10 protein-coding genes, 2 tRNA genes and 2 other RNA genes are annotated in these 12,797 nt (G+C 61.5%); 8 read left to right on the forward strand and 6 right to left on the reverse strand.

Translation table 11 applies throughout. The features are described from left to right. The first annotated feature begins 22 nt into the window (after positions 1 to 22). From lpoB to ACK3CV_RS10300, 7 genes are all read left to right on the forward strand, one after another. Entirely contained in the window at positions 23 to 613 is a 591-nt protein-coding gene (lpoB, locus tag ACK3CV_RS10270; RefSeq protein WP_033638053.1) for a penicillin-binding protein activator LpoB, read from the forward strand. Beyond that, complete coding sequence (gene thiK, locus ACK3CV_RS10275; protein ID WP_049194615.1) at positions 594 to 1,460, forward strand: thiamine kinase; 867 nt, start codon at positions 594 to 596, stop codon at positions 1,458 to 1,460. The genes lpoB and thiK overlap by 20 nt, the downstream gene beginning before the upstream one ends. Before the next feature lie 38 nt (positions 1,461 to 1,498). Next, positions 1,499 to 2,518 (forward strand): beta-N-acetylhexosaminidase, encoded by a 1,020-nt coding sequence (nagZ, locus tag ACK3CV_RS10280; protein ID WP_033638055.1) that lies wholly within the window; start codon positions 1,499 to 1,501, stop codon positions 2,516 to 2,518. 79 nt (positions 2,519 to 2,597) lie between these two features. Next, a complete protein-coding gene (gene ycfP / locus ACK3CV_RS10285) occupies positions 2,598 to 3,140 on the forward strand; it encodes an alpha/beta hydrolase YcfP (RefSeq protein WP_033638056.1) in 543 nt (180 codons plus the stop codon). 332 nt (positions 3,141 to 3,472) lie between these two features. Continuing rightward, positions 3,473 to 4,777, forward strand: a complete 1,305-nt coding sequence (locus ACK3CV_RS10290; RefSeq protein WP_004928794.1) for an NAD(P)/FAD-dependent oxidoreductase — start codon at positions 3,473 to 3,475, stop codon at positions 4,775 to 4,777. Positions 4,778 to 5,134: 357 nt separating this feature from the next. Next, a complete protein-coding gene (locus ACK3CV_RS10295) occupies positions 5,135 to 5,671 on the forward strand; it encodes a glycine zipper 2TM domain-containing protein (protein ID WP_004928798.1) in 537 nt (178 codons plus the stop codon). A gap of 264 nt (positions 5,672 to 5,935) precedes the next feature. Beyond that, entirely contained in the window at positions 5,936 to 6,415 is a 480-nt protein-coding gene (locus ACK3CV_RS10300) for an RrF2 family transcriptional regulator (protein ID WP_025302433.1), read from the forward strand. Between the two features lie 65 nt (positions 6,416 to 6,480). Here ACK3CV_RS10300 and sdeB read toward each other — a convergent pair whose 3' ends face one another. Both sdeB and sdeA read right to left on the reverse strand, forming a co-directional pair. Further along, positions 6,481 to 9,624: a multidrug efflux RND transporter permease subunit SdeB gene (gene sdeB / locus ACK3CV_RS10305; RefSeq protein WP_164039895.1), complete on the reverse strand. Its 3,144-nt coding sequence runs from the start codon at positions 9,622 to 9,624 to the stop codon at positions 6,481 to 6,483. Positions 9,625 to 9,648: 24 nt separating this feature from the next. Further along, on the reverse strand, positions 9,649 to 10,836 hold the full coding sequence (gene sdeA, locus ACK3CV_RS10310) for a multidrug efflux RND transporter periplasmic adaptor subunit SdeA (protein ID WP_033655051.1): 1,188 nt from the start codon (positions 10,834 to 10,836) through the stop codon (positions 9,649 to 9,651). A 294-nt stretch (positions 10,837 to 11,130) separates the two neighbouring features. Here sdeA and ACK3CV_RS10315 point away from each other — a divergent pair, with 294 nt between their 5' ends. Further along, positions 11,131 to 11,487: a helix-turn-helix domain-containing protein gene (locus ACK3CV_RS10315; RefSeq protein WP_004928813.1), complete on the forward strand. Its 357-nt coding sequence runs from the start codon at positions 11,131 to 11,133 to the stop codon at positions 11,485 to 11,487. A 59-nt stretch (positions 11,488 to 11,546) separates the two neighbouring features. Here ACK3CV_RS10315 and ACK3CV_RS10320 read toward each other — a convergent pair. The 4 genes from ACK3CV_RS10320 to ACK3CV_RS10335 form a co-directional block, all read right to left on the reverse strand. Next, positions 11,547 to 11,666: non-coding RNA, RtT sRNA (locus tag ACK3CV_RS10320), on the reverse strand. Between the two features lie 46 nt (positions 11,667 to 11,712). Beyond that, positions 11,713 to 11,829, reverse strand: a non-coding RNA gene (locus tag ACK3CV_RS10325) — RtT sRNA. Positions 11,830 to 11,876: 47 nt separating this feature from the next. Then, positions 11,877 to 11,966 (reverse strand) — tRNA-Ser (locus ACK3CV_RS10330). 472 nt (positions 11,967 to 12,438) lie between these two features. After that, a tRNA-Ser gene (locus ACK3CV_RS10335) sits at positions 12,439 to 12,528 on the reverse strand. Positions 12,529 to 12,797: the final 269 nt, after the last annotated feature.

Raw genomic sequence — 12,797 nt, forward strand, 5'->3', positions numbered from 1 at the left:
TTGCCAGGTTTGGAGAAAAAGCATGAAAAAGTACGTCTTAGTGGCGCTGGCCGCATTAACCCTCAGCGGCTGTCTGTCGCGCCCGCCTGAGCCGGAACAACCGTTGCCGCCGGTCACCGTCGAACCGGAACAGCCGACGCCGCCGGTCGAGCAGCCGCAGCCGCCAACCACCGAGCCGGTGCCGCAGCCGCCGAAAATTCAGCAGCTCGACTGGCTGGGCAGCGTCCAGCCGCTGGTGGGGCAGATGCTGAAGGCCGATGGCGTCGCGGCCGGCAGCGTGCTGCTGCTGGACAGCGTCAAGAACAACACCAATGGTTCGCTGCAGATGGGCAAAGCCACCGCGGCGCTGTACAAGGCGCTGGCGTCGAATTCCACCTTCAGCGTGGTGCCGGAAGCGAAGCTGACCAGCGCCAGACAAACGCTGGGCCTGTCGGCGGATGACAGCTTCGGTTCGCGCAGCAAGGCGATTGGCCTGGCGCGCATCGTCGGCGCGCAGTACGTGCTGTACAGCGACGTCAGCGGCGACGTGAAGTCGCCGGCGTTGGATATGCAGCTGATGCTGGTGCAAACCGGCGAGATCGTCTGGTCGGGCAATGGCGCCGTTAAACGCTGAGGCCGCGCTGCGACGATTGATGGAAACCAGACTGCCGGCGGTGAATACCGCCGGTTGTCATTTCAGCCCGGTGCAGGGGCTGACCGGCGAGAGCTGGCGCATCGACGGCGCGGGCGTCACGCTGTTGGCGCGGCAACACAGTGCGGAAAAACGCGCGCTGGGCGTGAGCCGACGGCGGGAAGCGCGGGTCTTGCGCCGCTGCGCGCCGGGGCTGGGGCCGCGGGTTTTCGCACAGAATAATCAGTGGCTTATCCTCGAATGGCTCGAAGGTGACGTCGTCACAGATGCCGAGTTTGCGGCGCTGAATGAGCGCGGCGAGCTGGCGGCGATGGCGGCGGAACTGCATCGGCGGCCGCTCAGCGGTTACCGGCTGGATCTGCGGCGGCAGTTCCTCCGCTACTGGCCGCAGCTGGATACGCGGCGTGTAACCCCCGCCTGGCTGCGCCTGCAGCGCCATTTTTTGCTAAGTGTGCCGCCACGGCCGCTGCGCCTGGCGCCGCTGCACATGGATATCCACCCGGGCAATTTGCTCGCCACCGGCGAGGGGCTGCGATTGATCGACTGGGAGTATGCCGCCGACGGCGACGTGGCGCTGGATATCGCCGCGCTGTTTCGCGGCAATGGTTGGTCGGCCGGGCAGCAGCAGCGCTTTTTGCAGCACTACGCGCGCCAGGGCTATCACGACGCCGCCCGGCTGCAGGCCCAGGTGCGGGGCTGGCTGCCGTGGGTGGATTATCTGATGCTGCTGTGGTTTGAAGTGCGCTGGCAGCAGAGCGGCGACGCCGAATTTTTACGCTGGGGCGCTGCGGTGCGCCGGCGATTCTGTTTATCATCATCCGAATTCTGAACGAACAATAATGAAGTGAGGTGCCCGTGGGCCCAGTAATGCTAGATGTCGCCGGCTACGAGCTGGATGCAGAAGAACGCGAGATTTTGAAACACCCGCTGGTTGGCGGATTGATCCTGTTTACCCGCAACTTCCACGATGCGGAGCAGCTGCGTGAGCTGGTGCGCCAGATCCGCGCCGAATCGCACGATCGGCTGGTGGTGGCGGTAGACCAGGAAGGCGGGCGCGTGCAGCGCTTCCGCGAGGGCTTCACCCGCCTGCCGGCGGCGCAGTCGTTCGCCGCGTTGCACGATGCGCAGGAAGGCGGCCGGCTGGCGCAGGAGGCCGGCTGGCTGATGGCGGCGGAAATGATCGCGCAGGATATCGACATCAGCTTCGCACCGGTGCTGGACATCGGCCACGGCAGCGCGGCGATCGGCGAGCGTTCGTTCCACAGCGATCCGCAGCAGGCGCTGGCGATGGCCGAACGCTTTATCCTCGGCATGCACAGCGCCGGCATGAAAACCACCGGCAAACACTTCCCTGGGCACGGCGCCGTCAGCGCCGATTCGCACAAGGAAACCCCGCGCGATCCGCGGCCGCTGGCGCAGATCCGCGAGCACGACATGGCGATCTTCCGTGAGCTGATCAACCGCCAGCTGCTGGACGCCGTCATGCCGGCCCACGTCATCTATACTGAAGCGGACCCGCGCCCGGCCAGCGGCTCGCCTTACTGGCTGCAGCAGATCCTGCGTCGGGAGCTGGGCTTCGACGGCGTGATTTTCTCCGACGATCTGTCGATGGAAGGCGCCGCCATTATGGGCAGCTACGCCGAGCGCGGCCAGGCGGCGCTGGATGCCGGTTGCGACATGATCCTGGTGTGCAACCACCGCGAAGGTGCAGTCAGCGTGCTGGATAACCTGTCCCCGGTCAAAGCAGAGAAGGTGAAGCGGTTATATCATCGCGGTCAGTTCACCCGTCAGGAACTGCGCGACTCCGAGCGCTGGCAGCAGGCGCACAAGGCGCTCAGCGCGCTGAGCGAACGCTGGGAGGAGCACAAGCAGCGTTCGCAAGGGTGAATCCAGGCGCCGCATCGCGGCGCAGAGCGGAAATGATGAGGGCCGCGCCCGCGGCCCTTGGCTTGTTGCGAGGATCCACATGATTATCTATTTGCACGGCTTCGATTCCACCAGTCCCGGCAATCATGAAAAGGTGTTACAGCTGCAGTTTATCGATCCGGACGTGCGCTTCATCAGCTACAGCACACTGCATCCGCGTCACGACATGCAGCATCTGTTGAAAGAGGTGGACAAGGCGGTGCAGCAGGGCGGCGACGCGCACCCGTTGATCTGCGGGGTCGGCCTCGGCGGTTTTTGGGCGGAGCGCATCGGCTTCCTGTGCGGCATTCGCCAGGCGATGTTCAACCCCAATCTGTACCCGGAAGAGCACATGCACGGCAAGATAGACCGGCCGGAAGAGTATCGCGATATCGCCACCAAGTGCGTGGAGGATTTCCGCGAGAAGAACCGCGACCGCTGTCTGGTGGTGCTGTCGCGGCACGACGAGGTGCTGGATAACCGGCGCAGCGCCGAATTGCTGCATCACTACTACGAAATCGTGTGGGATGAACAGCAGACGCACAAGTTCAAAAACATCTCCCCCCATCTGCAGCGGATCAAGGCGTTCAAGGCGCTGGGTTAACAGTTTCATAACGCCGCCGCGAGCCGCGCTCCCCGTTTTGTACCGACGGAAAGTGCGGCTTTTTTGTACGCCAAGGTAAAGTTTTTCGTGGCAATCGGCAAAATTTAAAACTGTGACTCAGCGCTAACTATTTGAATCACAATCCCCAAAAAATCCCCGCGTCCAGCCTTTAACCAAAAAAATTTGATGTACGTCAATTTTGGTATGACCAAATAACCTCACATGTTATTCTGGCCTCAGAGAGCCGATTTATTTTAAGCGAACCCTATGTATTCTAAGGATATTATTTATTTACCCTGGAATAACAAATGGTTCACATTTAGGGGGTTATTTTGACAACGCCAAAGAAGAAAATCGTTATTGTTGGCGGCGGCGCCGGTGGCTTGGAGCTGGCGACCAGCCTGGGCCATAAACTTGGCCGCAAGAACAAAGCGGAGATCACGCTGGTGGATCGCAACCACAGCCATTTGTGGAAACCGCTGTTGCACGAAGTGGCGACCGGTTCCCTCGATGACGGCGTGGATGCGCTCAGCTACCTGGCGCACGCGCGCAACCACCATTTCAGCTTCCAACTGGGGTCGTTGACCAACATCAACCGCGAGACGCAAACGCTGCAGCTGGCGCAGATCTGCGACGAGCAGGGCGGTGAGCTGGTGCCGGCGCGCGAATTGCCGTACGACATTCTGGTGATGGCGCTGGGCAGCACCTCGAACGATTTCGGTACGCCGGGCGTGAAAGAGCACTGCATCTTCCTGGATAACCCGCATCAGGCGCGTCGTTTCCACAACGAAATGCTCAATCTGTTCCTGAAATTCTCGGCGCAGCCGGGGCAAAAAGAGCGGGTCAACATCGCCATCGTCGGCGGCGGCGCCACCGGCGTCGAGCTGTCCGCCGAACTGCACAACGCGGTGAAGCAGCTGCACAGCTACGGTTTCGAAGGCCTGGACAACAGCGCGCTCAACGTGACGCTGGTAGAAGCCGGCGAGCGCATTCTGCCGGCGCTGCCGCCGCGCATTTCTGCTGCGGCGCACCAGGAGCTGATCAAACTGGGCGTGCGCGTGCTGACCAACACCATGGTGACCAGCGCCGATGCCAAAGGCCTGAACACCAAGGGCGGCGAATTCATCGACGCCGATCTGATGGTGTGGGCGGCCGGAATCAAGGCGCCGGACTTCATGAAGGATATCGGCGGCCTGGAAACCAACCGCATCAACCAGCTGGTGGTGGAGCCAACGCTGCAGACCACGCGCGATCCGAACATCTTCGCCATCGGCGACTGCGCCTCCTGCCCGAAAGAGGGCGGCGGTTTCGTGCCGCCGCGCGCCCAGTCGGCGCACCAGATGGCCTCGCGCTGCGCCACCAATATCCTGGCGCTGATGAACGGCCAGACGCTGAAGCCATACGTGTATAAAGACCACGGCTCGCTGGTGTCGCTGTCGCGCTTCAGCACCGTCGGCAGCCTGATGGGCAACCTGATGCGCGGCTCGATGATGGTGGAAGGGCGCATCGCGCGCTTCGTCTACATCTCGCTGTACCGCATGCACCAGGTGGCGTTGCACGGTTACATCAAAACCGGCCTGATGATGCTGGTGGGCGGCATCAACCGGGTGATCCGCCCACGTCTGAAAATGCACTGATCCCGCCTTTGTCGACCAACCCGCGCCGGTTCGCCCGCGCGGGTTTTTTTATGGCGGCGCGAGGCGATCGGCGGCGGTTGCTTGATTCTTCAGCATAAGCTGTCGTCGGTATGGGTAAAATTCTTAAGATTCCTCCTAAACAGCGGAAAAACGGCCGTTTTCCCGCATTTTTGGTCCCCTTGTCTTATTGCGGGGCTTCAGATCATTGTGCAGACTTTACCTCGTTTACAGACGGCGCGTCGCGCACGCCGTAAACCGGGATACCGCAAGCCGCCCACGCGCAAAATAATAAGCGCGGTGCCATGCCGGTAACAGACCCCGGAAAAAATGCGTGGTAACACTTTCAGGAGGTTTCCTGTGAACAAGTCAATGTTAGCCGGTGTTGGAATTGGTATCGCTGCTGCTCTGGGGATTGCCGCGGTAGCCAGCCTGGACGTCTTTTCTGCCGGTCCGCAATATGCGCAGGTGCTCGCCGCAACGCCGATTAAAGAAACCATCAAAACGCCGCGTCAGGAATGCCGCAACGTCACCGTTACGCACCGTGCGCCGGTGCAGGATGAAAACCGCATCGCCGGTTCTGTGCTGGGCGCAGTGGCGGGCGGCGTGATCGGCCACCAGTTCGGCGGCGGCCGCGGGCGCGACGTGGCGACCGTGGTCGGCGCGCTGGGCGGCGGCTATGCCGGTAACCAGGTGCAAGGGGCGATGCAGAATAATGACGTCACCACCAGCGTGCAGCAGCGTTGCAAAACGGTCTATGACAAGTCTCAGAAAATGCTGGGCTATGACGTGACCTACAAGATCGGCAATCAGCAGGGCAAGATCCGCATGGATCACGATCCGGGCACGCAAATCCCGTTGGATAAAAACGGCCAGCTGGTGCTGAACAGAGCCTGATCGCCACATTCGAATTAAGCCCGCGGGCAGTGTTAGTTCTGATCGTTTAACCCGGTTAAGCGAGCGGCGTTAACATTGACGCGGGTTTCTGTTTTCTGCCCGCCCAACAATTTGCGATCGTTCTAATGTCTGCGTGCGATATCACTGGGCAAAACTTCAAAAAAGCCCCCGCGTTTGTTATATTATTGTGCAATTAAGCGGTGTTATCGGCGCCAATCGCCACACCGGCCAAACCCGAGTATTTCGTCTCGCAGAGATAACGACATGTTAGATTTTCGCTTTCCGACAGCGTTGCAAATGGTCCTTAGCGTCGCCGTAGCTGAGAAGCAGGGCATGCGTTCGACGAGCGCCACCCTTGCCGCCGCTCTGGAAGCCAACCCCAGCTTTATCCGCAAACTGATGGTTCCGCTGACCAAAGACGGCATCATCGTTTCCACCCTGGGCCGCAACGGCTCTATCCACCTCGGCCGCCCGGCGGAAGAGATCACCCTGCGGGACATCTATCTGGCGGTGATCGACGACAAGCGCATCTGGGCTTCCCGCCCTGAAGTGCCGGCCCGTTGCCTGGTGAGCGCCAACGCCTGCTGGTATTTCAAATCGGTGGTGAACGAAGCCGAACAGGCTTCGCTTGCGGTGCTGGCGCGCCATACCGTGGCCGATTCGCTGGCCGAACTGGAGCGGGGCGACAAGCGCGCCTGCGCGGAGTACGCCGCCGCGCAAGAGGCTGAAACCGCAGACAAATAATCGCGGTTCGCATGCATAAAAAAAGGTCGGGCAATGCCCGACCTTTTTGCATTTTAACGCCGCGTTCAGACGGTCTGCGGCTGCGCTTTGCGCGCCACCAGGCGCCGCAGCGTGACGTAGAAAACCGGCGTCAGGAACAGCCCGAACAGGGTGACCCCCAACATGCCGGAGAACACCGTGATGCCGGTGACGCCGCGCACCTCGGCGCCGGCGCCGTGGCCGAGGATCAGCGGGATAGTGCCGGCGATGAAGGCGATGGAGGTCATCACGATCGGCCGCAACCGCAGGCGACAGGCCTCCAGCGCCGCCTCGACGATGCCTTTGCCCTGCATTTCCAGCTCACGGGCGAACTCGACGATCAGAATGGCGTTCTTGCAGGCCAGCCCCATCAGAACGACCAACCCGACCTGCACGAACACATTGTTGTCGCCGCCGGTCAGCCACACGCCGAACAACGCCGACAGCATGGTCATCGGCACGATCAGGATCACCGCCAGCGGCAGCGTCCAGCTTTCGTACAGCGCCGCCAGCGCGAGGAACGCCAGCAGCACCGCCACCGGGAACACCACCAGCGCGGCGTTGCCCTGGGTCGATTGCTGATAGCTCAGATCGGTCCACTGGATGTTCATGCCGTTCGGCAGCAGCTTGCCGGCCATCTGCGTCAGCGCGCCCATCGCCTGGGTAGAGGAAAGCACGCGCGGATCGGCGTCGCCGATCAGATCCGCCGCCGGGAAGCCGTTATAGCGGATCACCGGATCCGGGCCGTAGGTAGTGCCGATGTTGACCATGCTGCCGATCGGCACCATTTCACCCTTGTCGTTGCGGGTGCGCAGGTTGGCGATGTCTTCCACGCTGTCGCGGAACTGGCCGTCTGCCTGCGCCATCACTTTCCAGGTGCGGCCATAGCGGTTGAAGTCGTTGATGTAAGACGAACCGAGGTAGGTCTGCAGCGTGCTGAACAGCGCATTGAGCGGCACCCCCTGCGCCTTGGCCTTGTCGCGATCGATTTTGGCGTCCAGCTGCGGCACGTTGGCCTGATATGAGGAGATCGGGAACCCCATGCCCGGCGTTTGCATAATGGCGCCGGACATGGTGTTGATCGCCGTTTGCAACGCGCCGTAGCCCAGCCCGGCGCGATCCTGCACGTACAGCGAATAGCCGGAGCCCTGGCCGATGCCGAGGATCGGCGGCGGCATGATTGAGAAGGCGAAGCCTTCCTGGATCTGTGAAATGCGCGCGTTGATCTCGGCGTTGATCTGCGCCGCGGTGCGGGTACGGGTGCTCAACGACTCCAGCGCGAAGAACACCGTGCCGGTATTCGGCGTATTGGTGAACTGCAGCGCGTTCAGGCCGGGGAAGGCCACCGCATCGGTGACGCCGTCCACGCTCAGGCCGATGGCGCTCATCTTGCGGATCACCGCATCGGTGCGTTCCAGCGAGGCGCCTTCCGGCATTTTCACGCCGCCGATCAGGTACAGCTTGTCCTGCGTCGGGATAAAGCCGCCGGGCACGGTCTTGAACATCACCCCGGCGGCGGCCAGCAGCAGCAGGTAGACGACAAACACCGCGCCGCGCCGGCCCAGCACGCGGGAGACGCCGCGCTGGTAGCGTTGCGAACTGCTGGCGAAGAAGCGGTTGAACGGCCGGAACAGCCAGCCGAACAGCCGGTCGATCAGGCGCGACGGCAGATCTTTCGGCGCGCCGTACGGTTTGAGCAAGCGTGCCGCCAGCGCCGGCGACAGGGTCAGCGAGTTGATGGCGGAGATCACCGTCGAGATGGCGATGGTGACGGCGAACTGCTTATAGAACTGCCCGGTAACGCCGGAGAGGAACGCCATCGGTACGAACACCGCACACAGCACCACGGCGATGGCGATGATCGGGCCGGAGACCTCGCGCATCGCCTGGTGCGCCGCCGCCAGCGGCGACAGCCCCTCTTCGATATTACGCTCGACGTTTTCCACCACCACGATGGCGTCATCCACCACGATGCCGATCGCCAGCACCAGCCCGAACAGGCTGAGGGTATTGAGCGAGAAGCCCAGCAGATACAGCGCGGCGAAGGTGCCGACCACGGAGATCGGGACCGCCAACAGCGGAATGATCGAGGCGCGCCAGGTCTGCAGGAACAGAATGACCACCAGCACCACCAGGATCACCGCTTCCAGCAGGGTATCCACCACCGCGCGGATCGAATCGCGCACGAACACAGTCGGATCGTAAGGCGATTTCCAACTCATGCCGTCCGGGAAGCGGGTCGCCAGCTCGGCCATCTTGCCGCGCACCGCGTCCGACAGCTCGATGGCGTTGGCGCCCGGCGACTGGAAGATACCGATACCGACCGCATCCTTGTTATTGAGCTGGGCGCGCAGCGCGTAGCTGCCGGAGCCCATTTCGATGCGCGCCACGTCGCGCAGCCGCACGATCTCGCCGTTGTCGCCGCTCTTGAGGATGATGTTGCCGAACTCTTCTTCGGTTTGCAGGCGCCCCTGGGCGTTGATCGACAGCAGATAGTCGCTGCGCGTCGGCATCGGCTCCGCGCCGAGCTGGCCGGCGGAGACCTGCACGTTTTGCTCCTGCATGGCGCTCACCACGTCGGAGGCGGTCAGCCCACGCGCGGCGACCTTGTTAGGATCGAGCCAGATGCGCATCGCATACTCACCGGCGCCGAAGATCTGCACCTGGCCGACGCCCGGCAGGCGGGCCAGCTCATCCTTGACCTTCAGGGTGGCGTAGTTGCGCAGGTACAGCGAATCGTACTTGCCGGAAGGCGAGACCAGATGCACCACCAGCGTCAGCGCCGGGGACTGTTTCTGAGTGGTGATGCCCTGGCGGCGCACGTCTTCCGGCAGGCGCGCTTCGGCCTGCGCCACGCGGTTTTGCACCTGCACCTGGGCCTGATCGGGATCGGTGCCCGGGCGGAAGGTGACGGTGGTCACCAGCACGCCGTCGGAACCGGCGACCGATTTCATGTACATCATGTTTTCGACGCCGTTGATCGCTTCTTCCAGCGGCGTGGCCACCGTTTCAGCGATCTCTTTCGGGTTGGCGCCCGGGTATTCTGCGCGCACCTGCACGCTGGGCGGCACCACGTCCGGGTACTCGCTGATCGGCAGCAGCGGGATGGCTATCACCCCGGCGACAAAAATCAGTATCGACAGCACCGCGGCAAAGATCGGTCGGTCGATGAAAAAGCGGGAAAAGTCCATGGGTCAGAAGTCTCTGCTGGGAGCTTAGTTAAGTGCGGAGGCGATAGGGTTCATGGCGACGGTTTTCGCGTCGACCGGCATGCCCGGCATAAACACTTTCTGCATGCCGTCGACGATCACCCGATCGCCGTTTGCCAACCCTTTCTGCACGATGCGCAATCCTTCGGCCATGCGGCCCACGTCGATGTCGCGGCGCTGCGCCTTGCCGTCTTTATCGACGATGTAAACGAACTTGCGGTTCTGGTCGGTCATCACCGCTTTATCGTCGATCAGCATGGCGTTGAACTCGGCGCTGCCGGGCATCTGTACCCGGGCGAACAGCCCCGGCGTGAAGCGGCGATCGCGGTTGTCGAGCAGGGCGCGCATGCGGATGGTGCCGGTTCCGGCGTTCAACTGGTTATCGGTGAAATCCACCAGCCCCTGATGCGGGGTGCCGTCTTCGCCTACCAGGCCGACTTTCACCGGCAGGCGCGCGTCGTGGCGGCCTTGCTGCTGATAGCGCAGGAAGGTGGCTTCATCCACATCGAAATAGACGTAGACCTTGTCGAGCGACACCAGCGTCGTCAGCACGCTGGCGCTGTCGCCGGCGGTGACCAGGTTGCCGGCGGTGATCATCGCGCGGCTGGCGCGCCCGTCAATCGGCGCGGTAACGCGGGTAAAGTCGAGGTTCAGCTGCGCCATATCGAGCTGGGCCTGCGCCGCCAGCACGTTGCTTTGCGCCTGCGCGGCGGACGACCGGCGCTGTTCCCAGACTTCCTGAGAGATGGCCTGAGTGCCGATCAGTTTCTCGGTGCGCGAGGATTCGCTGCGCGCCAGGGCGGCCTGGTTGCGAGCCCGCACCAGCTCGGCCTGCGCCTGTTCGCGTGCGGCGCGGTAGGTGCGATCGTCGATGGTGAACAGCACCTGGCCTTTTTTCACCTCGTCGCCTTCGGTGTAGTTGACCCGTTCGATGTAGCCGGAGACCCGGGGGCGCAGCTGCACGCTCTGCACCGCTTCGACCCGGCCGTTGAAGGCATCCCACTGGCTGATCGGTTTGACCACCACGCTGGCGGCGCTGACCACCGGCGGCGGTGGCGGGGCGTTGTGCGCGACGCTGTTGTCGCACCCGGCGAGCAGGGCGGCCAGCAGCGCCACCCCGGAGAGCCGCTGGCCCAGAGCGACGGCGCGCGTGCGGCCGCCGGCGTTGAACGATGAGTTTGGTTGATTTGCCATTATTTTTATTCCGATGAGTAAGTGCGGTCAGGCCCCATACCCGGCCCTGTTCTCCGGGATTCGCCCCGCGCCGGCGTGCGGTGAGGGGGCGGCTGCGCCATGCAGCGGCGCAACGTTAGGTTTTGAAACACATTGGTGTCACATTAATGTATCAATATCGGTTACATTAATTGGGTGGAGTATAGTGGCGGCTTTCCGGTAAATGCAATAATAAAAATTGCATTTAAAGCGAAACTGTTGCAACGTATGTGCATCGGGCAGAGGGGAACCCTGCCAAATGATGGGAGCATCAGCATGAACACTACGGGCTTTATTACCGATTTGAAGGCGTGGATCGACAACAATCTGGAAGAGAAACTGGATATCAACACCGTGGCGGATCGCGCGGGCTATTCCAAATGGCACCTGCAGCGCATGTTCAAACGCCAGACCGGCTACGCGCTGGGGGAGTATATCCGCATGCAAAAACTGAAAGTGTCGGCGGAGCGCCTGGCCAACAGCGGCGAGCCTATCGTCAGCGTGGCGATTTCGCTCGGCTTCGACTCACAGCAGTCGTTCAACCGCAGCTTCAAACGCCAGTTCGGCCAAACGCCGGGCGACTGGCGCCGCGCGTTGGCGCAGCCGGCGTCTATGGGGCGCACGCACCACTGAGCGGTTGGGCAGTGGGGATAAAAAAGCCTGAACGTGAGTTCAGGCTTCTTCGTAGAATATGGCGGTGAGGGAGGGATTGATTCGCTGCGCTCACCCTGCGGGCCGCCGTTGGCGGTCCAAAACGCAGGCGTTTTGTCGAACCCAGTCGAGGGTTCTCACCCTCCCGGTCGGTGCGCTATGCATACAAAAAAGCCTGAACGTGAGTTCAGGCTTCTTCGTAGAATATGGCGGTGAGGGAGGGATTTCGCTACGCTCACCCTGCGGGCTGCCGTTGGCGGTCCAAAACGCAGGCGTTTTGTCGAACCCAGTCGAGGGTTCTCACCCTCCCGGTCGGTGCGCTATGCATACAAAAAAGCCTGAACTTTCGCTCAGGCTTTCTCGTTAGAATATGGCGGTGAGGGAGGGATTCGAACCCTCGATACACTTTCGCGTATACACACTTTCCAGGCGTGCTCCTTCAGCCACTCGGACACCTCACCATATTTTTTTGTTGCGAAATCATCGCTGCAACGGGGCGCTACTATAGGCAGTGGGGCCGATCCGGTCAAGAATAATTTCAGTGTTTTTGCTCGCCCGCTCAAGCCGTGCGCACTTTGCTGAAAACTGCGGCGAACGGCAGGGCAGATGTCATGAATAGGCGAGAAAATCAGCGGTAAGGTTCGTGGATAACCGGCGGAAATGAGAATCGCGGTCACAGAGCGGGGGGAGATGCGCTGCGCGCACCCCTCTCGGCGGTGCACCATGCAAAAAAAACCTGGACGCGAATCCAGGCTTTCTCTTTGAATTTGGCGGTGAGAGAGGGCTTGATTCGCTGCGCTCACCCTGCGGGCCGCCGTTGGCGGTCCAAAACGCAGGCGTTTTGTCGAACCCTGTCGAGGCTTCTCGCCCCTCTCGGCGGTGCGCCATGCAAAAAAAAAGCCTGGACGCGAATCCAGGCTTTCTCTTTGAATTTGGCGGTGAGAGAGGGGTTCGAACCCTCGATACACTTTCGCGTATACACACTTTCCAGGCGTGCTCCTTCAGCCACTCAGACACCTCACCGTTTTGTTGCCGAAAACGCTTTGCGCTGTCGACGGGCGCTAATGTAGGAGAATCTGATCTCAGCGTCAACCCTCTTATTTCATTCTCATGACTGTTTAGCCAAACTTGCAGCAATTTGCTGATTTACCGAACGATATTCCCACTCGCGGCCGCCAGCGGGCAGGGCAGGCAGCGGTAAGAATCCATGAAAGACGATCGCTTGACCTTTTTCTGCACAGATAGCTCAATATATCGCCATTGAGGTTGGGTTGTTTGCTGTTATATGCATT

The sequence above is a fragment of the Serratia sp. TSO36 genome (genome assembly GCF_057808395.1).